The 26525-nt window shown below is 68.8% G+C and carries 26 protein-coding genes; 17 read left to right on the forward strand and 9 right to left on the reverse strand.

The window, feature by feature from the left end:
• Window positions 1-39: 39 nt before the first annotated feature.
• From dxs to H0I76_RS18915, 4 genes are all read left to right on the forward strand, one after another.
• Window positions 40-1956: a 1-deoxy-D-xylulose-5-phosphate synthase gene (gene dxs, locus H0I76_RS18900; protein WP_200613646.1), complete on the forward strand. Its 1917-nt coding sequence runs from the start codon at window positions 40-42 to the stop codon at window positions 1954-1956.
• A gap of 38 nt (window positions 1957-1994) precedes the next feature.
• Window positions 1995-2528 carry a hypothetical protein gene (locus H0I76_RS18905; protein WP_200613648.1) on the forward strand — a complete coding sequence of 178 codons (534 nt, stop codon included), beginning with the start codon at window positions 1995-1997 and terminating at the stop codon, window positions 2526-2528.
• Between the two features lie 7 nt (window positions 2529-2535).
• Window positions 2536-3285 carry a TlyA family RNA methyltransferase gene (locus H0I76_RS18910; protein WP_200613649.1) on the forward strand — a complete coding sequence of 250 codons (750 nt, stop codon included), beginning with the start codon at window positions 2536-2538 and terminating at the stop codon, window positions 3283-3285.
• A 75-nt stretch (window positions 3286-3360) separates the two neighbouring features.
• Window positions 3361-4587: a class I SAM-dependent RNA methyltransferase gene (locus tag H0I76_RS18915; RefSeq protein ID WP_200613711.1), complete on the forward strand. Its 1227-nt coding sequence runs from the start codon at window positions 3361-3363 to the stop codon at window positions 4585-4587.
• Between the two features lie 16 nt (window positions 4588-4603).
• Here the strand turns inward: H0I76_RS18915 and H0I76_RS18920 are convergent, their stop codons facing one another.
• Genes H0I76_RS18920 through H0I76_RS18940 form a run of 5 tightly spaced genes read right to left on the reverse strand, consistent with a single transcriptional unit; the run spans window position 4604 to window position 9832 of the window.
• Complete coding sequence (locus H0I76_RS18920; protein ID WP_200613651.1) at window positions 4604-5374, reverse strand: ABC transporter ATP-binding protein; 771 nt, start codon at window positions 5372-5374, stop codon at window positions 4604-4606.
• A 4-nt stretch (window positions 5375-5378) separates the two neighbouring features.
• A complete protein-coding gene (locus H0I76_RS18925) occupies window positions 5379-6209 on the reverse strand; it encodes an ABC transporter ATP-binding protein (RefSeq protein ID WP_200613653.1) in 831 nt (276 codons plus the stop codon).
• On the reverse strand, window positions 6206-7111 hold the full coding sequence (gene nikC / locus H0I76_RS18930; protein WP_200613657.1) for a nickel transporter permease: 906 nt from the start codon (window positions 7109-7111) through the stop codon (window positions 6206-6208). Before nikC ends, H0I76_RS18925 begins: the two co-directional genes overlap by 4 nt.
• Window positions 7108-8181, reverse strand: coding sequence for an ABC transporter permease (locus H0I76_RS18935; protein ID WP_200613659.1), 1074 nt, complete (start codon window positions 8179-8181; stop codon window positions 7108-7110). Before H0I76_RS18935 ends, nikC begins: the two co-directional genes overlap by 4 nt.
• Before the next feature lie 43 nt (window positions 8182-8224).
• Entirely contained in the window at window positions 8225-9832 is a 1608-nt protein-coding gene (locus H0I76_RS18940) for an ABC transporter substrate-binding protein (protein WP_200613663.1), read from the reverse strand.
• Between the two features lie 210 nt (window positions 9833-10042).
• Between H0I76_RS18940 and H0I76_RS18945 the strand changes: the two genes are divergently transcribed.
• The 5 genes from H0I76_RS18945 (at window position 10043) to H0I76_RS18965 (ending at window position 14680) form a co-directional block, all read left to right on the forward strand.
• Window positions 10043-10360, forward strand: coding sequence for a hypothetical protein (locus H0I76_RS18945; RefSeq protein WP_200613666.1), 318 nt, complete (start codon window positions 10043-10045; stop codon window positions 10358-10360).
• A 141-nt stretch (window positions 10361-10501) separates the two neighbouring features.
• Entirely contained in the window at window positions 10502-11671 is a 1170-nt protein-coding gene (pobA, locus tag H0I76_RS18950) for a 4-hydroxybenzoate 3-monooxygenase (protein WP_200613668.1), read from the forward strand.
• Between the two features lie 61 nt (window positions 11672-11732).
• Window positions 11733-12761, forward strand: a complete 1029-nt coding sequence (locus H0I76_RS18955) for a TRAP transporter substrate-binding protein (RefSeq protein WP_200613670.1) — start codon at window positions 11733-11735, stop codon at window positions 12759-12761.
• Window positions 12762-12764: 3 nt separating this feature from the next.
• Window positions 12765-13295 carry a TRAP transporter small permease gene (locus tag H0I76_RS18960; RefSeq protein WP_325166487.1) on the forward strand — a complete coding sequence of 177 codons (531 nt, stop codon included), beginning with the start codon at window positions 12765-12767 and terminating at the stop codon, window positions 13293-13295.
• Complete coding sequence (locus tag H0I76_RS18965) at window positions 13295-14680, forward strand: TRAP transporter large permease (RefSeq protein ID WP_200613672.1); 1386 nt, start codon at window positions 13295-13297, stop codon at window positions 14678-14680. The genes H0I76_RS18960 and H0I76_RS18965 overlap by 1 nt, the downstream gene beginning before the upstream one ends.
• A 17-nt stretch (window positions 14681-14697) precedes the next feature.
• On the opposite strand, the gene H0I76_RS18970 is transcribed toward H0I76_RS18965, so the two are convergent.
• The 3 genes from H0I76_RS18970 to H0I76_RS18980 form a co-directional block, all read right to left on the reverse strand.
• Window positions 14698-16356, reverse strand: coding sequence for a tetratricopeptide repeat protein (locus H0I76_RS18970; RefSeq protein WP_200613674.1), 1659 nt, complete (start codon window positions 16354-16356; stop codon window positions 14698-14700).
• 101 nt (window positions 16357-16457) lie between these two features.
• Window positions 16458-17201: a sulfite exporter TauE/SafE family protein gene (locus H0I76_RS18975; RefSeq protein ID WP_200613677.1), complete on the reverse strand. Its 744-nt coding sequence runs from the start codon at window positions 17199-17201 to the stop codon at window positions 16458-16460.
• Between the two features lie 4 nt (window positions 17202-17205).
• Window positions 17206-18477, reverse strand: coding sequence for an MFS transporter (locus H0I76_RS18980; RefSeq protein ID WP_200613679.1), 1272 nt, complete (start codon window positions 18475-18477; stop codon window positions 17206-17208).
• Window positions 18478-18843: 366 nt separating this feature from the next.
• On the opposite strand from H0I76_RS18980, the gene H0I76_RS18985 reads away from it, so the two are divergent.
• From H0I76_RS18985 to H0I76_RS19020, 8 genes are all read left to right on the forward strand, one after another.
• Window positions 18844-19449, forward strand: coding sequence for a hypothetical protein (locus H0I76_RS18985; RefSeq protein ID WP_200613682.1), 606 nt, complete (start codon window positions 18844-18846; stop codon window positions 19447-19449).
• A 258-nt stretch (window positions 19450-19707) separates the two neighbouring features.
• The gene (locus H0I76_RS18990; protein WP_200613683.1) at window positions 19708-20802 is read left to right on the forward strand and encodes an ABC transporter ATP-binding protein; all 1095 of its coding nucleotides are present in this window, start codon (window positions 19708-19710) and stop codon (window positions 20800-20802) included.
• A gap of 77 nt (window positions 20803-20879) precedes the next feature.
• A complete protein-coding gene (locus tag H0I76_RS18995; RefSeq protein ID WP_200613686.1) occupies window positions 20880-21962 on the forward strand; it encodes a polyamine ABC transporter substrate-binding protein in 1083 nt (360 codons plus the stop codon).
• A 98-nt stretch (window positions 21963-22060) separates the two neighbouring features.
• Window positions 22061-23575: an ABC transporter permease gene (locus H0I76_RS19000; protein ID WP_200613689.1), complete on the forward strand. Its 1515-nt coding sequence runs from the start codon at window positions 22061-22063 to the stop codon at window positions 23573-23575.
• 4 nt (window positions 23576-23579) lie between these two features.
• Window positions 23580-24542 carry an ABC transporter permease gene (locus H0I76_RS19005; RefSeq protein WP_200613691.1) on the forward strand — a complete coding sequence of 321 codons (963 nt, stop codon included), beginning with the start codon at window positions 23580-23582 and terminating at the stop codon, window positions 24540-24542.
• Window positions 24539-25327, forward strand: a complete 789-nt coding sequence (locus H0I76_RS19010; RefSeq protein ID WP_200613694.1) for a hypothetical protein — start codon at window positions 24539-24541, stop codon at window positions 25325-25327. The genes H0I76_RS19005 and H0I76_RS19010 overlap by 4 nt, the downstream gene beginning before the upstream one ends.
• A 49-nt stretch (window positions 25328-25376) precedes the next feature.
• Window positions 25377-25640 carry a hypothetical protein gene (locus H0I76_RS19015; RefSeq protein WP_200613695.1) on the forward strand — a complete coding sequence of 88 codons (264 nt, stop codon included), beginning with the start codon at window positions 25377-25379 and terminating at the stop codon, window positions 25638-25640.
• Window positions 25641-25671: 31 nt separating this feature from the next.
• The gene (locus tag H0I76_RS19020; protein WP_200613697.1) at window positions 25672-26259 is read left to right on the forward strand and encodes a DUF1523 family protein; all 588 of its coding nucleotides are present in this window, start codon (window positions 25672-25674) and stop codon (window positions 26257-26259) included.
• A gap of 3 nt (window positions 26260-26262) precedes the next feature.
• On the opposite strand, the gene H0I76_RS19025 is transcribed toward H0I76_RS19020, so the two are convergent.
• The coding region (locus H0I76_RS19025; protein ID WP_456154974.1) for a transglycosylase SLT domain-containing protein at window positions 26263-26525 on the reverse strand (263 nt) is incomplete at its 5' end.

Genomic DNA, 26525 nt, shown 5'->3' on the forward strand with positions numbered 1-26525 from the left:
TTCGGCGCGCGCGCCGCATCCGCATACGGGAGACGATTCTTGAGCGACCGGCCACAGACGCCCCTTCTCGACCAGGTTCACAGCCCGGACGACCTGAAGCGCTATTCGGACGCGGACCTCAAGCGTCTGGCCGATGAACTCAGGGCCGAGACGATTTCCGCGGTTTCGGTCACCGGCGGCCACCTCGGCGCCGGGCTCGGTGTCGTCGAACTGACGGTGGCGATCCACGCCGTCTTCGACACGCCGCGCGACAAGCTGATCTGGGATGTCGGCCACCAGTGCTACCCGCACAAGATCCTGACCGGGCGGCGCGACCGCATCCGCACGCTGCGGACGGGCGGAGGGCTGTCGGGCTTCACCAAGAGGGCCGAGAGCCCCTACGACCCCTTCGGCGCCGCGCACAGCTCGACCTCGATATCGGCGGGGCTGGGCTTCGCGGTTGGCCGCGACCTTGGTGCCAAGGACGTGGGCGACGTGATCGCGGTGATCGGCGACGGCTCGATCACGGCGGGCATGGCCTACGAGGCGATGAACAACGCCGGGCACCTCAAGAACAAGCTGATCGTCATCCTCAACGACAACGAGATGTCGATCGCGCCCCCCGTGGGCGCGATGTCGGCCTACCTCTCGCGGCTGCTGTCGGGCAAGAGCTACCACGACTTCCGCGAGGCGGCGAAGAAGGCGCTCGAGCTGCTGCCCGCCCCGTTCCGCGAGGGCGCGCGCCGGATGGAGGAGTTCGCCAAGGGCATGACCGTGGGCGGCACGCTCTTCGAGGAACTGGGCTTCACCTATATCGGCCCGATCGACGGCCACGACCTCGACCAGGTGCTGCCGGTGCTGCGCAACGTCCGCGACTATGCCGACGGGCCGGTGCTGATCCACGCGATCACCAAGAAGGGCAAGGGCTACGCGCCCGCCGAGAACGCGCCCGACAAGGGACATGCCCGCGCCAAGTTCGACGTGGTCACGGGCGAGCAGAAGAAGGCGCCGTCGAACGCGCCGTCCTACACCAAGGTCTTCGCGCAGAGCCTGATCAAGGAGGCCGAGACCGACGACAGGATCGTCGCCATCACCGCCGCCATGCCGGACGGGACGGGCGTCGACCTGTTCCAGAAGCGCTTTCCGGCGCGCACCTTCGATGTCGGCATCGCCGAGCAGCACGCCGTGACCTTCGCCGCCGGACTGGCGGCGTCGGGGATGAAGCCGTTCTGCGCGATCTACTCGACCTTCCTGCAGCGCGGCTACGACCAGGTGGTCCATGACGTCGCGATCCAGGGGCTGCCGGTACGGTTCCCGATCGATCGCGCGGGGCTGGTCGGGGCCGACGGGTCAACCCATGCCGGCAGCTTCGACGTGACTTATCTCTCGTGCCTGCCGGGCTTCGTGGTGATGGCGGCCTCGGACGAGGCCGAGCTGGTCCACATGGTCGCCACGGCACGGGACTATGACGAGGGCCCGATCGCCTTCCGCTTCCCGCGTGGCGAGGGCGTTGGCGTCGACATGCCCGAGCGCGGCGTGCCCCTGCCGATCGGCAAGGGCCGGATCGTGAAGCAGGGCGGCAAGATCGCCATTCTCAGCCTCGGCACACGGCTGCAGGAGGCCATGCGCGCAGCCGAGGAACTCGATGCCCACGGGCTGCCGACCACCGTGGCCGATGCCCGCTTCGCAAAGCCGCTCGACCGTGACCTGATCCTGAACCTCGCGCGCAACCACGAGGCGCTGATCACCATCGAGGAAGGCTCGGTCGGCGGGTTCGGCAGCCATGTGCTGCACCTGCTGGCCAACGAGGGGATGTTGGAGCACGGCCTCAAGGTGCGGCCGATGGTGCTGCCTGACGTTTTCCTGGACCAGGACAGCCCGGCGAAGATGTACGAGACCGCGGGCCTTTGCACCCCCGACATCGTGCGCACGGCACTTGCCGCGCTGGGGCATGCGGAGACAGCTGCGCGGGCGTGAGGTGTTTGCCGTATTCGCGTTGATCTGGGATCGAGACGATGGGGATGAAGCCTAGGCAGTACTGGGACTTCTTTGTTTATGAGAACTACTCTGATTTTAAACGCGATCCGACATCCCTCCGCCTCGCGTTCAACGCAGCTGTAAGCTGTTACCATCTTGCAGACCATGTTTTTGAGTTTTCAAAACGGCACTTTCCAAGATCCGCCAATTCTTTAGGAAGCGTTGGTAAATATACCGACATCCTCATCGCCATGTGCCCAGAATTTCGAGACATATATTCAATTAGCCTTGCGTATAAGCACCTTTACGTCCAATCTACCAAAGCCAATGCAGATTCTCCCGGGTCTTTGTTGTCAGTATCGTTGGACGATGTCGGCGATGAGATGCTCGAATGCTGCGAAAACGTGTCTTCGAATGAGTTGCTAATTCTTCGAAGAAAGAATGGACCAAGTGTAGCTTTTGTACCAATTATTGACGCGGTCGTGAAAATGTGGGGCGATGAGATCGTCCGCCAAGAGCAACTCTGGCGGGCTGAACGGTCCGACGCATCGACGATTTTGTGCGAAGATTGATGGTCGAATGGTTGCAGTCGAAGGTCAAAAGACGTCGCGCCTCGACCAGCATATCGTCGACCTCGGCCTGGCCTCCAGCCGCGCCCGCGCGCAGGCATTGATCGCCGCGGGGGCGGTCACGATCGATGGCCGGCCGGCCGCCAAGCCGGCGCAGAAGGTGCCCGCGGGCGCGCAGGTCGAGGTGGCGGGTGATCCTCTGCCATGGGTCAGCCGCGCGGCGCTGAAGCTGCTCCATGCCCTCGATCACTTCGGGCTGGTGCCGCATGGCGACGCGCTCGATGTCGGGGCCTCGACGGGCGGGTTTACCGAGGTGCTGCTGGCGCGCGGGGCCGCGCGGGTCTTTGCCGTCGATGTCGGCCACGGGCAGCTGCATCCGCGCCTCGCCTCGGACCCGCGTGTCGTGAACCTCGAAGGCGTGAACGCGCGCGCCATCCCTGCTGGCGCGGTTCCGCCGGTCGACTGGATCGTGTCGGACGTGGCCTTCATCTCGCTTAAGAAGGCGCTGCCCGGCGCGCTGGCGCTGGCCAAGCCGGGCGCGGTCCTGGTCGCGCTGATCAAGCCGCAGTTCGAGGCCGGGCGCGAGGCAGTTGGCAAGGGCGGCATCGTCCGAGACCCGGCGGTCCACGAGGCCGTGCGCGCCCGCATCAGCGACTGGCTGGCGGCGCAAGGCTGGCAGGTGACCGGCGAGGCCGAGAGCCCTATAACCGGCGCCGATGGCAACCGGGAATTCCTGATCGCCGCATCGAAACCGCACTGACGGCCGGGCCGGCCACGTCCTGCCGCCGCCTTGCGCGAGGATGCGGTCGCGGTGACGGGCGAGACGAGGGTGGGAATGGGCGACGAGGTGACGATCGACCGGCTGGGCGCGCAGGGCGACGGCGTCGCCGAGGGCGGCACGCTGTTCGTGCCCTTCACCCTGCCGGGCGAGCGCGTTCGGGTGATCCGCCAGGGCACGCGCGCGCGGCTTGCCGCGGTGCTCGAGCCCGCGCCCGACCGGATCGCGCCGGTCTGCAGCCATTTCAGCACTTGTGGCGGCTGCGCGCTGCAGCACGCCTCGGACGATTTCGTCGCCGGCTGGAAGCGCGAGATGGTGGCCGCGGCGCTGGCCTCGCGCGGCATCGCCGATGTCGAGATCCGCACCACCCGGACCTCGCCGCCCGCCAGCCGCCGCCGCATCACCCTGTCGGCGCGGCGCACGCGCAAGGGTTCGTGCGTCGGCTTTCACGAGGGCCAGAGCGAGGCGCTGGTCTCGATCACCGAATGCCCGGTGGCGAACCCCAGCCTGCCCGCCGCGATCCCGGCGCTAAACGAGCTGGTGGAGCGCGCGGCGAGCCGCAAGGGCGAGGTGCGCATCACCCTGACCGCCTCGGAGGGCGGGGTCGACGCCGCGGTCGAGGGCGTCAAGCCGCTCGACGGGCCGGGGCGGGCGCTGCTGGCCGGTGTCGCGGCGCGGGCGGGGCTTGCGCGGCTCGCGGTGGCGGGCGAGGTGGTCGTCACCCTCAAGGATCCGGCGCAGACGATGGGCCGCGCCCGCGTGATCCCGCCCCCCGGCGGATTCCTGCAGGCGACGCGCGAGGGCGAGGACGCGCTTGCCGCCGCCGTGCGCGAGGCGGTGGGCGACGCGCCGCGGATCGCCGATCTCTTTGCCGGATGCGGCACCTTCGCCCTGCGTCTGGCCGAGACGGCCGAGGTCCACGCGGTCGAGGCCGAGGGCCCGGCGCTGGCCGCGCTCGACGCTGCTTGGCGGCAGGCGCAGGGGCTGCGGCGCGTCACCACCGAGCGGCGCAACCTATTTCACCGGCCCCTGCTGGCGGCCGAGCTCGGACGTTTTGCGGCGGTGGTGATGGACCCCCCGCGCGCCGGGGCGAATGCGCAGGCCGAGCGGCTGGCCGGGGCCGGGGTGCCGCGCCTCGCCATGGTGAGCTGCAACCCCGCGACCTTCGCGCGCGACGCGCGCATCCTGGTCGACGGCGGCTATCGCATCGATTGGGTGCAGCCCGTCGACCAGTTCCGGTGGTCGAGCCATGTCGAGCTGGTCGCGGCGATGTCGCGGCGCTGAGGCCGGTGCCGCGGCGTCACTCGGCGGCGGCGATGCGTTCCGTGGTGGCGGCGAACAGCTCGCGCGTGTAGTCCGCCTTCATGTCGTGCCGGGCAAGCTGGGCGTGGTCCAGCGCCTCGACCGCGCGGCCTTCCTTCATCACCGTCAGCCGGTCGCACATGTGGTCGATCACCGCGAGGTCGTGGCTGACCATCAGGAAGGTCAGGCCGCGCTCGGCCCTGAGCCGCGAGAGCAGGTTGAGCGCCTCGGCCTGCACCGAGGCGTCGAGCGCCGAGGTGGGCTCGTCGAGCAGCAGGATCTCGGGCTCGAGCATCAGCGCGCGGGCGATGGCCACGCGCTGGCGCTGCCCGCCCGACAGTTGGTGCGGGAAGCGGAAGCGGAAGGCGGGATCGAGGCCGACATCCTCGAGCGCGCGCAGGATGCGCCGGCCCCGCTCGGTGCCGCGGGCGACCCCGTGGATCCGAAGCGGCTCGCCCAGCGTGCGGTCGATGGTGTGGCGCGGGTGCAGCGAGGCATAAGGGTCCTGGAACACCATCTGCACCCGGCGCGCGAAGGCGCGGTCGCGCCGGGCGGGAATGGCGCGGCCATCGATCCGGATCTCGCCCCCCGTGACCGGGGCCATGCCGCAGATCGCGCGCAGGATGGTCGACTTGCCCGAGCCGGATTCGCCGACCAGCCCGTAGGAGGCGCGTGCCGCGACCGCGAGGCTGACGCCGCGCACCGCGTGGACGTGGCGGCCCTTGGCGTCGAAGGTGACGTGCAGGTCGTCGATCTCGATCAGCGCCATGCGATCACTCCAGCCAGGCCGCGTCGCGCGTGAGCGTGGGCAGCGGCTGGCGCGGTCCGCCGATCGTCGGCAGGCAGTTGAGCAGGCCGCGAGTGTAGGGGTGCTGCGCCTGCGACAGGCGGTTTGCCTCGATCTCCTCGACGATGCGCCCGCGATACATCACCAGCACGCGGTCGCAGAAGCGCGATACGAGGTTGAGGTCGTGGCTGATGAACATCAGGCCCATGCCGCGCTCGCGCACCAGCCCGTCGAGGATGCGCAGGACCTCGGCCTGGACGGTGACGTCGAGCGCCGAGGTCGGCTCGTCCGCGATCAGCAGGTCGGGCTCGGGGATCAGCATCATCGCGATCATCACGCGCTGGCCCATGCCGCCGGACAACTCGTGCGGGTAGGCCTCGAGGACGCGCTCGGGGTCGCGGATCTGCACCGCCTCGAGCGCCTCGAGCGCCTTGGCGCGCGCGGCGCGGGCCGACATGCCGTCGCGCAGGCGCAGCCCCTCGGTCAACTGGCGGCCGACCCGCATCACCGGATTGAGCGAGTATTTCGGATCCTGCATCACCATGGCGATGCGCCGGCCGCGCAGGGCACGCATCTCGCGCTCGGGGATGCGGGCGAGGTCGATCCCGTCGAAGCTCATGCGCCGTGCCTCGATCCGGCCGGGCGCGCGGATCAGGCGCAGGACTGAGCGGCCGGTCATCGTCTTGCCCGAGCCCGATTCGCCCACGATGCCGAGCCGCTCGCGCGAGAGGCTGAACGAGACGCCGCGCACCGCCTCGACCGGGCCGGCCTCGGTCGCGAAGGTGACGCGCAGGTCCTCGATCTCGAGCAGGCTCATTTCGAGGACCCCCGCGGGTCGAGCACGTCGCGGAGCCCGTCGCCCAGCAGGTTGAAGCCGAGCGAGACGATGAAGATCGCGAGGCCTGGCATGGTCGCGACCCACCACTGCTCGAACAGGAACTTGCGGCCCGACGAGATCATCAGCCCCCATTCCGGTAGCGGCGGCTGGGCGCCGAGGCCGAGGAAACCGAGCCCCGCCGCCGTCAGGATGATGCCCGCCATGTCGAGGGTCACGCGCACGATCACCGAGGGCAGGCACATCGGCGCGACATGGCCGAAGATGATCCTCCCCGATCCCGCGCCCTGGAGGCGGATCGCGGCGATGTAGTCGGCGCCGCGCACGGTCAGCGTCTCGGCCCGGGCGACGCGCGCATAGGGCGGCCAGGCGGTGAGGGCGATGGCCAGCACCGCGTTCTCGACCCCGGGCCCCAGCGCCGCGACGAAGGCGAGCGCAAGGATCAGCCGCGGGAAGGCGAGGAAGATGTCGGTCAGGCGCATCAGCACCGTGTCGACGATGCCGCCGAAATAGCCCGAGACGGTCCCGATGATCAGCCCCACCACCGGCGCGGTGACGGTGACCAGCGCGACGATGTAGAGCGTGATGCGGGCGCCGTAGACCAGGCGGCTCCAGATGTCGCGGCCGAACTCGTCCGTGCCCAGCCAGTGATCCGGCGAGAGCGGTGGCTGCAGGCGGCCAGCCAGGTTCTGGACATAGGGGTCATGCGTCGCGAGCAGCGGCGCGAGCGCCGCCGCGACCAGCAGCGCCACGATGATCAGGAGCCCGATCAGCGCCAGCGGGTTGCGCGACAGCCTGAGCCAGCCGAGCCAGGCCTGCCCGAGGCGGGCCTGCAGCGGCGAGCGCGGCGCGGGGTCGAGAAGCCAGGCGCGCCAGCCGGTCATGACCGCGCCCTCGGGTCGACCAGCCGGTAGAGCAGGTCGGACAGCATGTTGAGCAGGATGAAGGCCGAGCCCACCACGATCGTGCCGCCCATCACCGCCGCCATGTCGGCCGAGAAGAGCGCGTTGGTGATGTAGAGCCCCAGGCCCGGCCAGGCGAAGACGGTCTCGGTGAGCACGGAACCCTCGAGCAGGTTGGCGTAGGACAACGCGATCACGGTGATCAGGGGGACGAGGACGTTCCTGAGCGCATGCACCCAGACGACGCGCCATTCCGGCATGCCCTTGACCCGCGCGGTGGTGACGTATTCCTGCCCCAGCTGGTCGATCATGAAGCTGCGCGTCATCCGGCTGATATAGGCCATCGAGTAGTACCCGAGCACGCTGGCCGGCAGGACGATGTGCGAGAAGGCATTGGCAAAGATCTCCCACTGGCCCGCCAGCGCGGTGTCGATGAGGATCATGCCGGTGCGGGTCGGCACGTCGAGCTCGTACATGAACTCGTAGGTGGTATCGAGGCGGCCAGGGCCGCCGACCCAGCCGAGCTCGCCGTAGAACACCAGAAGCCCCATCAGCCCCAGCCAGAAGACGGGCATCGAGTAGCCCATCAGCCCGATCAGGCGAACGAGCTGGTCGGTCAGGCTGCCGGGCTTGGTGGCGGCGATCACGCCGGCCGGAACTCCGAAGATGACGCCCAGGATCGTGGCGATGGTGGCAAGTTCGAGGGTCGCGGGGAAGACGCGCGTCACGTCCTCGAGAACCGGTCTCGCGGTCATCAGCGAGGTGCCGAAATTGCCGTCGAGCGCGTCGCGCACATAGAGAGCGAACTGCACCCAGATCGGGTCGTTGAGCCCCATCGCCTCGCGTGCGGCGTCGTATTGCGCGGCGGTCGCGCGCTCGCCCAGCACCGCGAGGACGGGGTCGATCGGGATCACCCGCCCGATCACGAAGGTGATCGCGAGCAGCCCCAGGAAGGTGATGGCCAGCGTGAGCACGAGCTTGGCCGCGCGCCAGCCGAGGCGGAGGGCGGCCGACGAGCCGTTGCGGCGGGGGATGGATGCGGTGTCTGTCATCGGTGTCGCGGGCGGCCGGGGTCGCCGGCCGCCCGCATGTCCGTCACTTCGTCGTTGCCCAGTAGAAGGCCGAGTGGATCGAGCCGCCGGCCGAGAAGCCCTCGACGTTCTTGCGCATGGCCACGGGCTCGATGCGCTGGAACATCTCGGCGAACGGCGCGGCCTGCTGATGGATCCGCTGGATCTCGAGATACATCTGCTCGCGTTTGGCGGTGTCCTTCTCGAGCACCGCGGCATTGGTGAGGTCGTTCACCTCGGCCGCCGGCCACGAGTTGCGCCATGCGAGGACGCCGGTCAGCTTGGCCTCGTCCGAGTTGTCCGGGTTGCGGGCGAAGGTGTCGGCGTTGGTGTGGGGATCGGGATAGTCCGGGCCCCACGCCTCGAGAATCAGCTGATGCGTGCGGGCGCGATAGTCACCCAACACTTCCTTGCCGGTGCCGGTCGTGAACTCGATGTTGATGCCGGCCTTGGCAAAGGTGTTCTGCATCGACTGGGCCATCTCCAGCCGCTCCTGGTCGTTGCGGACGTGGAAGGTGAAGTTGAGGTCGGTCACGCCCGACTCGGCGATCAGGGCCTTGGCCTTCTCGATGTCGAGCGAGTAGGGCGTCTCCTCGAGCGCGCCAAGGAAGCCGCGCGGCAGGAACGCCTGGTGGACGGTGTAGCTGCCCTTCAGGAAGCTGTCCGTCATCCCCTTGTAGTCGATGAGGTACTTCAGCGCCTCGACCAGCTTGGGGTTCGCCAGCCGCGGATCCTTCTGGTTCATGGCGAGGTAGTAGATGCGCCCGCGCACCTCCTCGTTGATCTTGATGTCGGGGTTCGACGACACGCCCTCGACATCGGTGGGGGTGAGCTTGCGGGCGATGTCGATGTCGCCCTTCTCGAGCAGCAGGCGCTGGGTCGAGGGCTCGGCCACGTGGCGCACGAAGACGCGCTTCATCGCCGGTTCGCCGCGCCAGTAGCCCGGCACCGCCTCGAGCACATAGCTCTCGGACGGCTTGTACGAGCGCAGGTTGTAGGCGCCCGAGCCGGCGGTGTTGGTCTTCAGCCACTCGTAGCCGAGGTCGCCGTCCGCCTCGTGCGACAGGGCCATCTCCTTGTCGACGACCGAGGCGACGACGGCGGTGAGGCAGTTGTAGAAGAACGACGGCGCGTAGGGCTTGTCGGTGACGATGATCAGCGTGTCACCCTCGGCGCGCACCTTCTCCTCGACATTGTCGGCGTTGAAGCCGAACTGGGTGAGGATGAAGGACGGGGTCTTGTCGAGCTTGACGGCGCGCTGGATCGACCAAGCCGCATCCTCGGCGCGCACCGGGTTGCCCGAGTGGAACTTGAGCCCCGACTTGATCTTGAAGGTGTAGGTGACGCCGTCATCGGCCAGTGACCAGCTCTCGGCGATGCCCGGCACCAGCGGGCCCAGGTCCGACGGGTCGAGTTCGACCAGCGTGTCGTAGGCGTTGTTGAGCAGGTCGTTGCCCGAGAACTCGAAGCTCTCGGCGGGGTCAAGCGACACGATGTCGTCGATCTTGTCGGCAATCACGAGCGTGTCGGCCGGCGTCTCCGCGACGCCTGCGACGGGCGACAGCGCTAGCACAGCCGTGAGCACGCCGAGCGCCGCCGATCTGGCCATACGCGATGGCAGAGTGATCAGCATGACGGTCTCCCTGTTGATGTCTGGTTGTAGCGGCCGCGATCGCGGCGCGGGTTAGACACTGCCGCGACCCGGCGACGATTGTCCAGCCGCAACTTGCCATGCTGCGGTCGCGCGCGCGGGCCACATCCGCGTGGCTGCGCGGCAGGTGTTTGCCGCGGGCTCGCGGGAGGCTAAGCTGCGCCCCGGTTCGACCTCGGAAGGGAACGCGGCATGCGCAGTTTCGCGCTCGCATGGATGTTCGCGGCCGGCGCCGCCTTGCCGGCCTTCGCGCAGGCGGCCGGCGCGGTGGCTGGCGACATCGTCGGCGAATGGGACTGCGGCGAGACGCGCCTGGTGATCACCCGGCTGGGCAGCATCGAGGTGATCGGCACGGGCGACTACCGCGCGGGCCTCTTCGAGGCCGATGGCGCGCGGCTCGACGTCGCCTGGGACGCCGGCGGACAGTCGCGGCTTCGGGTGACGCGCAGGAGCGACGGGCTCACGGTCAGCGGTCTCGGCGCGCCGCTCGAATGCGTGGCGCGCCGCTGAGCGCCAAGGCGCGGCGCTCGATTGCGCGGGGCTTCCCGTGCGGCGCTTGCCTTCCCGGGGCGCGGCGATCACAAATATCCAGCGGCCCAAGATCGAGAGACGGGCGGGCAACCTGGGCCCGCAGCCGCCGGGGGGGAGAGCATGCGCATGCCCGTGGGCATCATCGGAGGGGGGCCGTCCGGCCTGCTGCTCGCGCAGTTGCTGCACCGCGCCGGGATCGAGAGCGTGGTGCTCGAGCGGCGCTCGCGCGCGCATGTTCTGGGCCGCATCCGCGCGGGCGTGCTCGAGCATGGCGCGGTCGAGCTGTTGCGCGAGGCGGGGGTTGCCGGCCGCCTCGACCGCGAGGCCGAGGTGCATCACGGCTTCAGCATCGCGCATCGCGACGCGCTTCACCGGGTGGACCTCGCGGCCTCGGCCGGGCACGGCGTCACGCTCTACGGCCAGACCGAGGTGACGCGCGACCTCTATGACGCGCGCGATGCGGCGGGCGGGACGGTCATCCACGACGCCGAGGACGTCACGATCCATGGCGCGGACACCGATGCGCCTGGCCTTACCTGGCGAGAGGGCGACGAGCCCCGACGGCTGGACTGCGATTTCGTCGTCGGCTGCGACGGGTTCCACGGCGTCTCGCGCCGCTCGATCCCGGCCGCGCGACTGACCGAGTTCGAGCGCGTCTATCCCTTCGGCTGGCTGGGCGTGCTGTCGCGCACCCCGCCGGTGGCCGAGGAACTGATCTATGCGCGCCACGCCGACGGCTTCGCGCTGTGCTCGATGCGCTCTCGCAGCCTCAGCCGCTACTACGTGCAGGTGCCGCTGGACGACAGGGCCGACGACTGGTCGGACGACCGGTTCTGGTCCACGCTGCGCGCTCGGCTGCCGCGCGAGGTGGCTGACGCGCTGGTGACGGGGCCATCGATCGAGAAGTCGATCGCGCCGCTCAGATCCTACGTCGCCGAGCCGATGCGCTGGGGCCGGCTGTTCCTGGCGGGCGACGCGGCGCATATCGTGCCGCCGACGGGCGCCAAGGGGCTGAACCTCGCGGCCTCGGACGTGCGCTATCTGTCGGATGCGCTCATCGGCTTCTACCGCGAGGGCGACGAGCGCGGGCTCGCGGCGTATTCCGAGCGCGCGCTGGCCCGGGTCTGGAAGGCCGAGCGCTTCTCGTGGTGGATGACCTCGCTGCTTCACCGCTTCCCCGAGACGGGCCCCTTCGGCGCGCGCATGCAGGAGGCTGAGCTCGACTACCTGTTCACCTCGGCTGCGGCGCAGGCCGTGCTGGCCGAGAATTACGTGGGGCTGCCATACTGAGCCCTGCGCAACCACAGGCACCGCGCGAAGGACGCGGCTCGCCACCCAATGGGAGGACCGGATGAAAGCCTATGCCCGCCTGAGCGCCGTCGTGATCGGTGCGCTCGTTGCTCTCCCTGCCGCGGCGCAGGAGGTGACGCTGACCGTGCAGCATTTCCTGGGCCCCAAGGCGCCTGCCCAGACCAAGCTGATCGAGCCCTGGGCCAAGCGCGTCGAGGAAGCCTCGCAGGGCCGGATCAAGGTCGAGATCTTTCCGGCCATGGCGCTCGGCGGCAAGCCGCCCGAACTCTACCGCCAGGTGCGCGACGGGGTCGTCGACATCGTCTGGACGCTGCCCGGCTACACGCCCGGCGTGTTCCCCCGGGTCGAGGTGTTCGAGCTGCCGGGCATCCACCAGGGCTCGGCCGCGCAGACCACGCTGGCGATCCAGGACATGATGCCGGCGCTGGCGCCCGATTTCGCCGATGTCCATCCGCTGCTGATCCACAGCCATGCCGGCAACGCGCTGCACATGGTCGACGGGCCGATCGCCTCGGCCGACGACCTTGCCGGCAAGAAGCTCAGGACGCCGTCGCGCACCGGGGCCTGGATGATCGAGGCCTGGGGTGCCGAGCCGGTCGGCATGCCGGTGCCCGAGCTGCCGCAGGCGCTGGCCAAGAAGGTGGTCGACGGCGCGCTGGTGCCCTTCGAGATCGTGCCCCCGCTCAAGCTGCAGGAGCTGACCGCGGCCTCGGTCGAGGGGCCCGAGGGGCTGCGCTTCGGCACCGCGGTGTTCCTGCTCGCGATGAACAAGGCGCGCTACGAAAGCTTGCCCGAGGACCTGCGGGCGATCATCGACGCCAATTCAGGGGCAAATCTCGCGGCCGAGATTGGCAAGGTCTGGGATGACGTCGAGGCGCCGGGCAAGGCACTGCAGGCGGACTCGCCCGGCGGCCAGGTGGTGGAGCTGGACGGCGCGGTCTACGAGGAGCTGATCGCCCGGGCCTCGTCGGTCACCGACCGCTGGGTCGAGGAGATCACCGCCACTGGCATTGACGGGCAGGCGCTGGTCGACGAGGCCCGCAAGTCGATGGCTGCCCATGGGAACTGAGGCGTGAGCGACGGCGGCCCGACCGCGGCGTCGGGGCTGGACGTCGTCATCCACCGTCTCGCCGCCGGCTGGGCGATTCTCGGCGGGGTGGTGCTGGCCGCGATCGTGCTGGTGACGACGGCGAACATTGCGCTCTTCGCCGCGCATCGCGTGGCGGCGCTGTGGGGCGGGTCGGTCGCCGGCCTGCCGGGCTACGAGGATTTCGTGCGCCTGGCGGTGTCGGCGGCGGCGCTGATGCTGCTGCCCTGGTGCCAGGCGCGGCGCGGGCACGTGGCCGTCGACCTGTTCGTGTCGGGCATGCCCGCCGGCCTGCAGCGCCTGCTCGACCGCCTGTGGCTCGCGCTCACGGTCGCGCTTGCCGTGTTCCTGCTGGTGATGGCGGCGCAGGGGATGGCCGAGACCCGCGCTGACGGCGTGTTGTCACCGATCCTGGGCTGGCCGGAATGGCCATTCTACCTGCCTGGACTGGCCTCGCTGGCGCTGTGGGCGGCGGTGGCGGCGAGCCAGGCGATCGCGCGGCCCGTGGATCCCTGATGAGCGATCCGCACACCATCGGAATTGCGGGGCTTGGCGTCCTGTTCCTGCTGCTGGCGCTGCGGATGCCGGTGGGGCTGGCCATGGTCGCCGTCGGCATCGGCGGCAATTACGTGCTGTCGCTGGTGGTGCCCTATCTGCGCTTCGAGCCGTATCTGCTGCAGTTCAAGACGCTGCTCTGGCAGAACGTCGCGAATTACGACCTGTCGGTCGTGCCGCTTTTCGTGCTGATGGGGTTGCTGGCCGCCCGTGCCGACCTGTCGGGCGACCTGTTCAGGGGCATGAGCGCGGCGCTGGGCCGGGTGCGAGGCGGGGTCGCGATGGCCGCGGCCGGCGCCTGCGCGGGCTTCGGCGCGGTCTGCGGCTCGTCGCTTGCCACCGCCTCGACCATGGGCCGCGTGGCGCTGCCGCAGCTCGACGCGCTGGGCTACAGCCCGCGGCTGGCCACCGGGACGCTGGCGGCGGGGGGGACGCTGGGTATCCTGATCCCGCCCTCGGTGGCGCTGGTTATCTACGCGATCATCGTCGAGGCCTCGATCATCGAGATGTTCCGCGCGGCGCTGATCCCCGGCCTGATCGCGGTTGCGGGCTTCGTCGCGGTCATCTGGCTCAGGGTCCGGCTGTCGCCGGGCCTCGCACCGCTTCCGACGCCGCTGCCCCGGGCCGAGCGGGTGGTGGCCTACCGGCGGCTTCTGCCCGTCGTGCTGATCTTCGGGGTGATTATCCTGGGCCTTGGGGCAGGGCTCTTCACGCCAACGCCGGCGGCGGCCTTCGGGGTCTTCGTGATCGCCGCCTACGCGATGCTGCGGCCCGGCGAGCGGCGGCTTGGCCTCGGCGGGACGGCCGATGCCCTGCGCGAAACCGCGGTGACCGCGGGCATGATCACCTTCATCCTGTTCGGCGCCGAGGTGCTGAAGGGCTTCTTCACCCGCGCGGGCCTGCCCGCCGCCCTGGCCGAGTGGGCCGGTGGCTCGGGCCTCGATCCGCTGACGGTGCTGGTGGTCATGCTGCTCGCGCTGATCGTGCTTGGCTGCTTCATGGAGAGCCTTGCGATGATCCTTGTGGTGGTGCCGTTCTTCTGGCCGACGCTGGTCGAGCTGAACGGGGGCGACTATGCCACCGCGGCGACCTCGGCCTTCGGCATGGACGCGGGTGAGCTCAAGATCTGGTTCGGGGTGCTCGCGCTGATCGTGGTCGAGCTTGGGCTGATCACGCCGCCCGTGGGGCTCAACGTCTTCATCATCGCCCAGCTCTCGGGCGGCATCGCGATGCGCGAGACCTTCCTGGGCGTCATGCCGTTCTTCGGCGCCGAACTGCTGCGCGTCGCGCTGATCCTGCTGGCGCCCGGCGTCGCGCTGTTCCTGCCGCGCCTGCTGGCTGGCTGACGGCGTGCGCCGAGCGGCTATTCGGCGGCCATCGCCGTGCGGCGGCAGAAGCACGACGCCTTGACCGGCACCTCGGCGCGCGCCACCGCGAGGTCGAGCCGCTGCTTGATCAGCGGCGCCTCGACCGTGTCGCCGCGGCGGGTCAGGCACTCGTGCAGCCCGTGCAGGGACCACAGGTTGTCCGGGTGCTGGCAGGCCCGGCTGAGCGTCCCGTCGAGCCCCAGGTCGGCGCGATAGACGGCCTCGGCCTCGTCGACGCGGCCCTGCTCGAGCAGCAGGGCGCCCAGCGCGTGGCGCGTGGGCTGCATCCAGCCCCAAGGCTCGTCATAGGGCAGCGCGTCGTCGAGCGCGACCGACCGGCGCAGATGCGCGAAGGCGGCGTCGTGGTTGCCCTTGCGGTATTCGAGCTCGCCCATCAGCATCTCCTCGGCGACGCCGAGCAGGTCCACGACCGTGTTGTTGTGAACCCGGCGGCTGTCGGGGACACGGGTCTTGGCCGCCATGAACTGGGCCTTTTCGGTCTCGGCCTCGGCGACATTGCCCAGCGCGGAATGCGCGACCGCCCTGGCGTAGTGCATCATCGCGACGTTCGAGCAGTAGAGCTCCTGATCCTTGGGCAGGTCCTGCGCGATGATCTCGCGCCACTTGCCGAAGCGCACGAGCACATGCTGCTTCATCGTCAGGTACGCCTCGAGGAAATCGGCCATGGGTGGCGACTCGATGCGCAGCACCGCCTCGGGCACCGTGGCGATCAGCTCCTCGGCCGCGGCGATGGCGGGCGTGTACTGGCCCAGGAACATCGCGCCGTAGATCGCGAAGTGGAAATTGTGGATCACGTAGATCAGGTAGATGCCCGGATGCTCGGCGTAGGCGAGGAAGCGCCGGTCTGGCTCGAGGGCCTTCTGGTTGTAGACCAGCACATCCCGATAGAAGCCGCACAGGACGTCGAGATGCGTGGGCATGTGGATCAGGTGGCCCGAGTCCGGCATGATCGCACGCAGCCGGTCGCCGGCGCGCAGCGCCCGTTGCGGGAAGGGCGACATCTCCATCAGGTGGACATAGAGATGCAGCAGTCCCGGATGGTCCCATGACGCGGGGATGCGGCTGAAGGCATGCTCGAGCGCGGCCATCGCCTCCTCGGTGCCCGCGCCCTCGGCGGGCTTGCCGGTGGACAGGTTCCACATCTTCCACGGTGTCTCGTTCATGATCGACTCGACGAAGACCGTGCGCACGTCGAGATCGTCGGGCCAGGATTCGAAGATCTTGCGCATCTCGTTCGTGTAGGCCTTGTCCCAGGGCGCCATGTCCTCGATCGCCTCGCGCTGGGGATAGCGCGCGGGCAGCGCCTGGATCAGCGCCTGCTCGACCGGGGTGGCGCCCCCGGCATGGGCCAGCGCCATCTGCATCGCGTCATAGGATGCGGCGAGGGCAATCTGGCGGCCATTCGGGTCATAGAGATGCCAGGGCAGGTTGTAGTTCGGGCCCGATGCATAGCTGATGCCCCAGTGGGCCATCGCGCATTCCGGGTCGTGCTCGGTCGCCTTGGCAAAGCACCTGATCGCCTCGCCATGGTTGAAGCCGTAGAGCCAGTTGAGCCCGCGATCGAACCAAAGCTGCGCTTCGGGGGACGACGTGGATACTTTCCGGCCGTAACTGCCGAGGTCGAAATAAGCCATGGGGCGGGCTCCTTTTCGCGGCTGCAATCAAGGGCTGAAATCGCTGGCCATCCTACGCGCCGAGCGCGATGCGGCCAAACGGAACCTTGACCGGCCGTCGCCTAGCCCAGCGCCTTGGCGATCATGGTGACGCCCACCACCAGGAGCGCGACGAAGAAGATCCGTCGGAACAGCGCCTCCGAGATCCGGTTGCGCACGCGCTGGCCCAGCCACAGTCCGGCGAAGGCAGGGATCACCGCGCCGGCCGACAGGGTAATGACCTCGGACGACACCAGCCCGTGATTGCCGAGCGCGACCGCAAGCCCGGTGCTGATCGTCAGGAAGGTCAAGCCCAGCGCCTGCACGAAGCGATCGCGCCCCAGGCCCAGGGTCTGCAGATAAAGGATCCCCGGCACGATGAAGAGGCCGGTCATGCCGAACAGCATCCCGCCCGTGCCGCCCGCCAGCGGCGACATCCAGCTTTCGCGGCGGCCGGGCGGAGGCAGCTGCGGGGTGAGCAGCGCGAAGGCCGAATAGGCCGCGAGCATCCCGCCGAGCACCATCTCGAGCGCGTCGGTGTCGGCATCCGCGAGCACGCCGACGCCGATCCAGATGCCGACCTGCGAGGCGAGCAGGAACGGCCACAGGCGCCGGGCCAGTTCGCCCAGCGCCGGGCCCGCCAGCGCCTGCCAGATGTTCGACAGGATCGAGGGCAGGACCATCACCGCCACCGCGCTCTTCAGCCCGATCAGTGGCGCGAGGATCGGCAGCGCCACCACGGGCATGCCCAGGCCCAGTGCGCCCTTGACGGCGCCGCCCATCAGGAAGCCCGCAATCACGGCCAAAATGGCGGAGAGGTCGGGCATGCGATCAGGCGGCCGCCGCCCGCGGGCGCAGCGCAGCACCCCCGCGCCCGGCCAACAGCAACCAAAGCGCGATCCCGAGGTTGAGCAGGTTCCAGGCGATCCCGTTCAGGAAGGCGGCCATGTAGCTGCCGGTGAGGTCGTAGATCTCGCCCGACATCCAACCGCCCAGTGCCATGCCCAGAACGGTGGCCATCAGCACCGCGCTGACGCGCCGCCCGGCCTCTCGCGCGGGGAAATGGTCGCGAACGATCAGCGCGTAGCTCGGCACGATACCGCCCTGGCTGAGGCCGAACAGCGCGGCCACGAGGTAGAGCGAGACGATGCCGTCGAACGGCAGGAAGAATGTCAGCGCCACCGCCTGCAGCGCCGAGCCCAGGATCAGCGTGCCAAGCCCGCCGATGCGGTCGGCGATGAAGCCCGAGGCCAGGCGGCTGGCGATGCCCAGCGCCAGCATCATTGACAGCATCTCGGCGCCGACCGCGGGTCCGTAGCCGAGGTCGACGCAATAGGCCACAAGGTGAACCTGCGGCATCGACATCGCCACGCAGCACGCAACACCCGCCAGCAGGAGCAGGGCCTGCAGCCGCGCCGGCGGCATCACCGCGCGGCGCGTTGTGCGCTGGCCCGGCGCCGGCGCGGGGGCGTCCTCGATCACCGGGCGGCGGCGCATCATCAGCGACAGCGGCAGCAGCGTGACCAGGCAGAACGCGCCGACCCCCATATGGGCGGAGCGCCAGCCCCAGAGCTCGGTCGCCCACTGGATCAGTGGCGGCCAGATCGCGCCGGCGGCATAGCTGCCCGACGCCGCGATCGCCACGGCGATGCCGCGCCGGCGCCGGAACCAGTGAGAGACGTCGGCGACCAGCGGGCCGAAGCTGGGCGAGCTGCCCAGCATGCCGATCAGCACCGCCTGGGCGATCAGGAATTGCGTGTAGCTTTGCGCAAGCCCCGCCGCCGCGTAGCCAAGACCCAGCATCACCGCGCCCAGTCCCAGCGGCACCGCGATGCCGAAGCGGTCGGCCAGCCGGCCCATCAGCACGCCGCCGGCGGCAAAGCCGATCAGCGTCACGGTGTAGGGCAGCGATGCGCCACCACGGTCGATGCCGAACTCGGCCTCGATCACCGGCAGCACGACCACCGCGGACCACAGCCCCACTCCCCCGATCGCCGCCATCGCGAAGGACAGCGCAAGCCTCCACCAGGCGCGCGCGCTGTCGGGCGCCACGGCGTCTGCCGCCGCGTCATGCGTGGCGGAGGGCGGCTGGGTCGGGTGCATTGGGTCGACGCTGGCGGACATGCGGATAAGGCCGGGGAGGGCGTGATGAAAAGCTCCCGCTGCGATACCCTGCCGCAGGGCCGCGCGGCAAGCGGGGCCGGTGCAAGGCAGCCTTGCACCCCGGAGATGACGCCCCGCCGTTAATCCTTCCTTGGGAAAGGCCCGCTAGTCTGGGCATGCGGTCGGGGACCGGGCGGCAAGGATCCGCTCACTCCCGCAGGCTCGCCGGAGCGCGTCGGTGCCTCTGGCTGCGGTGCCGTCGGCTCCGCTCCCGACAATCAACAAAACAACAAACGAACGGTGCCACGGACGCGCGAAGCCGCATCCGGCAATCAGCCCGCCCGGCGGCGCCGGAAGGGGGCAAGCATGACAGCCGACACTGCAGGGAAGGCGGCGGTCCGGGAAATCTGGGCGATGCTGCGCAAGATCAGGGATCAGTGGGTGATGATCGTGTTTCTGACCGGTGCGCTCGTCTGGGCGCGGGACACCTGGGAGCGGCTCGCGGCACTGCCCGCGGCGATCGACGGGATCGCCGCGGGGGTCGAGCAGCTGACCGGGCAGCTCGCGGCCGCCGGGGCGCTGGCCGGGCACGGTGCAGGCGCGCCGGGCGGGGCGGGGCGGGCAGGGCCCGTCCTCGGCTTTCCCGGCGAGCGGCACGGCGCGACCGACGCACGGCCGGGCGAATGGAGCGAGGTCCGCCTCGACCCGGTCCGCCCGACCGGGCGAAGCTGCGTGCCGCTCGAGCTTGATGCCTTCGTCGTCGACGCGGCGGGGCGCTGGTTCCAGGCCGAGGCGACGATCGGCGCCCCGCCGGTGCTCGAGCCCGAGGGCGATCTCGCCTTCGGTGTGCGGGTGCCGGCGGCGGTTCCGGCCGGACGGGCCGCGATCGCGCTCAGCTTCGTGCATGACTGCGGCGGAGACTTGGTGGTCGATGCCGCGCCCCGGCTGCCGATCCGGGTCCTCGCCGACTGAGGGCCCGGCCTTCCCGCATCCTGGCGGACCGGCCCGTGCCGGTCCGCCATTTTTCGTCAGGACCCGCGCGCGGGGGTCGTTTTTGCTGCCCAGCATGGCGGCACTTGCTGCTTCCTGTGGCAGCATCCGTCGCGCAGTGTCACGAATTGTTCGCATTTGACGCAGGATCAGGCACAGCAAAGGCTTGTGCCCAAGCCCGATCCTTGCTTTTCTCGACCTCAAGGCGCGAGCATGCGCGCCACGTCGCAGGGTATGGACATGACCGCGGACAAAGCCGCTGACGCGTTCGTCGAATTCGAGCGTGTGCAGAAAAGTTACGACGGCGAGACGCTCGTCGTGAAAGATCTAAACCTCAACATCGGCCGGGGCGAGTTCCTGACCATGCTGGGGCCATCGGGCTCGGGCAAGACGACTTGCCTGATGATGCTCGCGGGCTTCGAGACCGCGACCCATGGTGACATCAGGCTCGACGGCAAGGCCATCAACAACATCCCGCCGCACAAGCGTGGCATCGGGATGGTTTTCCAGAACTATGCGCTGTTCCCGCACATGACGGTGGCCGAGAACCTCGCCTTCCCGCTCGAGGTGCGCAAGCTGTCGAAGGCCGATATCGAGACGAAAGTCGGCCGTGCGCTCGACATGGTGCAGATGAAGGCCTTCGGGGGGCGGCGTCCGGCGCAGCTCTCGGGCGGGCAGCAGCAGCGCATCGCGCTGGCGCGCGCGCTGGTCTTCGAGCCCGAGCTGGTGCTGATGGACGAGCCGCTCGGCGCGCTCGACAAGCAGCTGCGCGAGCACATGCAGTACGAGATCAAGCATCTGCACGAGCGGCTGGGCGTGACCGTGGTCTACGTCACCCACGACCAGTCCGAAGCGCTGACCATGTCGGACCGCATCGCGGTCTTCAACGACGGGGTGATCCAGCAGCTCGCGGGTCCCGCCACACTCTACGAGAAACCCGAGAACGCCTTCGTCGCCCAGTTCATCGGCGAGAACAACAAGCTGCGCGGCCGGGTCGAGAACATCGAGGGCAGCCACGCGGTCATCGCGCTCGACAACGGGCCGAAGGTCAAGGCGCTCGCGGTGAACTGCGGCGGGATCGGAAAGCCGACGCTGCTGTCGATCCGTCCCGAGCGCGTCATCCTCGGCCCCGAGGCCGGCGAGACCGCGCTCAAGGGCCGTGTCGTCGAGTTGATCTATCTGGGCGACCATATCCGCTGTCGCATGGAAGTCGCGGGCGACGACGAGTTCATCGTCAAGGTCCCGAACAACCATGCCCATGCGGTGCTGCAGGTCGGCGAGGAAACGCCGATCGGCTGGGTCGTGGACGACTGCCGCGCGCTCGACGCGGCCTGACGTCATTCCGTCCGCGCACGGCCCGGGCGCGGCGGGTCTCAATCAGAACGGGTAAGAAGAAATCAGGGAGTCACAAGATGAAGCTCAAGAATGTGCTGATCGGTGCCGTGAGTGCGATCGCCCTTGCCGGCGCCGCGCAGGCAGCCGGTCAGATTACCGTGGTCTCGTGGGGTGGCGCCTACAGCAAGAGCCAGGTCGAGGCCTACCACAAGCCCTTCATCGCCAAGACGGGCGTGCAGATCATCTCCGAGGACTACAATGGCGGTCTGGCCGAGGTGAAGGCGCAGGTCGAGGCCGGCAACGTCACCTGGGACATCGTCGATGTCGAACTGTCGGACGCCGTGCGCGGCTGCGACGAGGGCCTGCTCGAGCCGATCGACAAGTCGATCCTCACGGCTGCCCCGGACGGCACGCCGGCCGAGGACGACTTCATCGAGGGCACGCTGACCGAATGCGCGGTCGCAACCATCGTGTGGTCGACGATCTACGCCTATGACAAGTCCAAGCTGCCGAGCGGCCCGACCACGATGGCCGACTTCTTCGACCTCGCGAAGTTCCCCGGCAAGCGCGGCCTGCGCAAGACGCCCAAGGCGAACCTCGAATTCGCGCTGATCGCCGATGGCGTCCCGGCGTCCGAGGTCTATGACGTGCTGAGCACCGATGAGGGCGTCGACCGCGCCTTCGCCAAGCTCGACCAGATCAAGTCGGAAGTCGTCTGGTGGGAAGCCGGCGCCCAGCCGCCGCAGCTGCTGGCCGATGGCGAGGTGGTGATGACCACGGCCTATAACGGCCGCGTCTTCAACGCCGTCGCCGCCGAGAACAAGCCGTTCGAGATCGTCTGGGACGGCCAGGTCTGGGATCTCGACCTGTGGGTGATCCCGAAAGGCGCGCCGAACAAGGACCTCGCGCTCGACTTCCTCGCGTTCTCGACCGAGACCGAGCAGCTCGCCGCGCAGGCGTCCTGGATCTCCTACGGCCCGGCGCGCAAGTCTTCGGCGCCGCTGGTCGGCTCCTATGCGACCAAGCCAGATCTCGACATGGGCCCGCAGATGCCGACGGCGCCCGAGAACTTCAAGAACGCGCTGCAGAACGACTTCGAGTTCTGGGCCGACAACCAGGACGAGCTGAACGAGCGCTTCAACGCCTGGCTCGCCCAGTGACGCAAGACCGGGGCCGCGGCATCGCCGCGGTCCCGACCCCCGATTTGGTTTTGCCCTTTCTGCGTGCCTGAGCGTCGCCGGCGGCGACGGGAGGACCCATGGCCGAGACGACGACCGAGACGACGAAGAACGCCCCGCTGCTGGCGGCTGACGGAACACCGCTTCGCCGCAAGCTGGAACAGGCGCTTTTCGTCAGCCGGATGCGGGCGCTGGGCCTGGTGGCACCGCTGCTCGCCTTCATCCTCGCTGTCTTCATCATCCCGATCGTCTATTTCATGATCCAGGGGATGCATAACCCGGTCTATGCCGACCGGATGCCGAACTCGACCCCGATCCTGCAGGCCTGGGACGGCCAGAGCCCGGTGACCGAGGAGATGGCCGAGGCGATGGTCAAGGACCTGATCCTGACCCGCGACAATCGGGAGATCGGCCGCGTGGCCACCCGCGTGAACCAGGAGTTTTCGGGCGCGCGCTCGATGTTCACCTCCTCGGCGCGCAAGGCCGAGAGGATGGAGCCGCCCTTCCTCGAGGCGCTGGTCGATGCCGACAAGGACTGGGGCAAGCAGGAGGTATGGCGGGCGATCAAGGTTGCCGCGACCTCGTGGACGCCGGCCTACTACCTCGCCGCGCTCGACTTCCAGTATGCCGGCGACGGCTCGATCACGCGCCAGGACGCCGAGCGGCGCATCCATGTCGCGCTGTTCGTGCGCACCATGGAGATCTCGCTCATCGTGACGATCTCGTGCTTCGTGCTTGGCTATCCGGTCGCGTGGCTGCTGGCCGAGCTGCCGGTGCGCAAGGCGAACCTGCTGATGATCCTGGTTCTGCTGCCGTTCTGGACCTCGATCCTGGTGCGCACGACGGCCTGGATCGCGATGTTGCAGGGGCAGGGCGTGATGAACGACCTGATGGTGTTCACCGGGTTGAACCAGGTGATCCTGCAGATCTCGATGCTGTTCAACGACTACAAGGACCTGACCGTCTCGAGCCTGTGCGGCATCGACGTGAACGCCGCGCTCGGCTCGATCCCCGCCGCGGTCGAGAAGTTCGGCGCCAGCCCGCCCGGCACGCTCACGCGCTGCGGCGCCGAGATCCTCGCGGCCTTCGAGCAGGGCGGCGAGAGCGGCGCGCGCTCGCATGCCGAGGCGCTGGCCGCCAGCGCCCAGCGGTGGGGCTATGGCGACGAGCGCTTCTCGATGATCTACAACAAGCTCGGCACGATCATCGCGATGACGCATATCCTGCTGCCGTTCATGATCCTGCCGCTTTACTCGGTGATGAAGACCGTGCCGCCCTCCTACCTGCGGGCGGCCAAGTCGATGGGAGCGACCAACTGGACGGCGTTCTGGCGCGTCTACTTCCCGCAGACCATTCCCGGCATCGGGGCGGGAGCGCTGCTCGTCTTCATCCTCGCGATCGGCTACTACATCACGCCCGCGCTGGTTGGTGGCCAGGACGGCCAGATGATCTCGAACTTCATCGACTTCCACATGCGCCGCTCGCTCAACTGGTCGCTGGCGGCGGCGCTGGGCGGGGTGCTGCTGATCATCGTGCTCTTCTTCTACTGGCTCTACGACCGGATCGTGGGCATCGACAACATGAAGCTGGGGTGAGGCGATGTCGGGACTTCCTCCATATGCCTCGACGGGCGAGCGGGTCTGGTACTACAGCTTCCGGGTGATCTGCGGCCTGATCTTCATCTTCCTGATCACGCCGATCCTGGTGGTGCTGCCGCTCAGCTTCAACGCCCAGCCCTATTTCAGCTTCACCAACGAGATGCTGACCTTCCAGGAAGGCGCGTTTTCCACCCGCTGGTACTGGGACATCCTCGAGAACGGCATGGCCAACCCAAGCGCCACCGAGGGCTGGTGGGCCGATGTCTGGCAAAACGCGCAGTGGGTGCGCGCGGTGAAGAACAGCTTCTTCATCGGCATCTTCGCGACGCTCATCGCCACCGCTCTGGGCACGCTGGCGGCGATCGGGCTCTCGCGCTCCGAGATGCCGTTCTCCAAGGTGATCATGTCGATCCTGATCTCGCCGATGATCATCCCGCTGGTGATCACCGGGGCGTCGATGTTCTCGTTCTTCAGCCTCGACTTCAACCCGGCCAACTGGGTCGTCGAGGGTGACCAGCCGCCCGAGGACCGATGGCAGCTGGCCTTCACCTATGGCGGCCTGATCCTGGCTCACGCGGCCCTGGGCACGCCCTTCGTGATCATCACCGTGACCGCGACGCTGGCGAGCTTCGACCAGAGCCTGGTGCGCGCGGCGCAGTCGATGGGGGCGGATCCGGTGCGCACCTTCTTCAAGGTGCAGATGCCGCTGATCCTGCCCGGGGTCATCTCGGGCGCGTTGTTCGCCTTCATCACCTCGTTCGACGAGGTCGTCGTCGTGCTGCAAATGGCGACCGCCGAGCAGCGCACCATCCCGCGCCAGATGTTCTCGGGCATCCGCGAGCAGATCAGTCCGACCATCCTGGCGGTCGCGACCATCCTGGTGATCATCTCGATCGCGCTGCTCGCCACCGTCGAGATGCTGCGCCGGCGATCGGAGAAGCTGCGCGGCATGTCCCCGCAATGAGGCGCGCGCCGCTCGCCGCCGGGTTCCTGGCGGCGCTGCTGGCGGTCATGGCGGGGCGGGCGCAAGCCTGCCCCGAAGCGACTCCGGAACTGCTGTGGCATTCCTGCTGGGGCGATGCGTCCTACGCGCTGCACCTGCTGCCCGAGGATCTGCCGCTGGCGCCGCCGGTGGACGACGAGGAGCGCCTGACCGTCACTGGCGCCTATACCGCGCGCGAGCCCCGCGAGGGCGGCCACCCCGAGCCGGTCGGCCTGTTCATCCGCCGGGGCGTGCTGGTCGGCCGCCACCTTGCGCGGATGGACGGCATCCTCGTGATCGAGCCGAACGGGGGATCGGCCCGCATCGCCCACCGCGCGGCGGTTCCGCTGGGCGGGCAGGTCTACGATCTCACCGCCTTCGAGACGCGGGCGCGGTTCCTGCGCGACGCGGTCGAGGCCCGGGTCTCGCTGATCCAGAGCCACCTGCTGGTGGTCGACGGGCGCAGCGACGTCGGCGAGGTCGAGAACGCCCCCGCCCATATCCGCCGCCTGATCGTCGAGGACGCCCACGGCATCGGCCTGTGGCAGAGCCGCTGGCCGGTGACGCTGGCGCAGGCCGCGCGCGACGTGATCGCCGATCTCGGGCCGCGGATGGCGATGAATCTCGACATGGGTAGCTTCGATTTCTGCCTGCTCGAGCGCCCCGACAGCGTTCCCGCCTCCTGCGGCTCGATCGCCCCGGCCGGCTCGGACGTTTCCAAGCTCTCGAACCTCGTCTCGCTTGCCCTGCGGCGTCCGCGCCTTTGAACGGGATGGACGGGAAGGCTATATCTGCGGGAGAGGGAGGATCGTGCCGATGCTCAGGATCGTGCTTGCCAGCGTCGTGCTCTTCGGGCTGCTGCTCGGGCTCTACGTGGCGCTCGACTGGTACATGCGCTGGGCGCGACGCCGCTCGCTCGAGGAGGAGTATACCGAGGACCCGAGCCAGCCGCTGACCATGGAGGACTTCGTCGACCGGGGCCTCGCGAAATACGAGCGCTCGATCGAGAAGCGGTTGCTCATCGGGGTGGTGTTCCTGCCGCTCATCGTGATCGCGGCGCTTGCCTTCTTCATCAACTGACCCGAAACGCCCCGGCGACGGAGCCCCCGCAATGACCTATGTCCGATGGACGCTCGGCATCCTGATCCTTTGCGCCTATGCCGGCATCCTCGCCTACAGCCTGCCGTCGCGCGACATCGTGCGGGTGCTCGACACCGACGTGGTGCGTGTCGCCGAGGAGCGCACCGACCCGCAGGGCAAGGAGGTGCTGGTCACCCGCGACCAGATGCGGATCAACACCATCACGCCCGACGGGCACGAGCGCGTCTACCGCAACGAGGACACCGGCTGGTCCTTCCCGTGGTATCTCAAGTTCGACAGCGCCGACGTGGCGGCGCGCGCCCAGAACCTCAAGTCGACCGAGGACGATCCGCGCTGGGTGATCGTGACCCATTACGGCTGGCGCATGCCGTATTTCTCGTGGTTCCCCAACGCGGTCGACCTCGAGCGCGCCGAAGGCCCCGATCAGGAGCTGACGCCCTGGTTCAACATCGTCTTCGTAACCGTGCTGACGCTCGCTCTGATCACGCTGTGGCGGCTTGCGCAAATGACCTTCCGGCGCAAGGTGGACCCGGTGATCGACGAGATCGAGGAACAGCGTGGTGCCCTGCGCCGGTTCTGGCGCGGGCTGTGGCGCTGAGTCTCAGCAGCCCTGCAGCTGCGAGCGGTAGCGGTTGGCCTGCAACGCCACCTGGTTGGCTGCGCCGACCAGCCACGACTTCGAGCGCCAGCTGCCGCGGCGGTAGCCCGTGTGCCCCTCGTGGTAGGCGAGGTAGTGGTTGAAGGCGTCGTTCATGTCGAGCCCGTTGCTCGAGCGTGACTTGGCCATGTACCAGCCGACGAAATCGGCCGCGTCGTCGAAGTCGTCGCGATCCGCGCCCGACCGGCCGGTGTCCTTGCGATACC

The sequence above is a fragment of the Thermohalobaculum xanthum genome, assembly GCF_016623495.1.
Classification (GTDB): Bacteria; Pseudomonadota; Alphaproteobacteria; order Rhodobacterales; family Rhodobacteraceae; genus Thermohalobaculum; species Thermohalobaculum xanthum.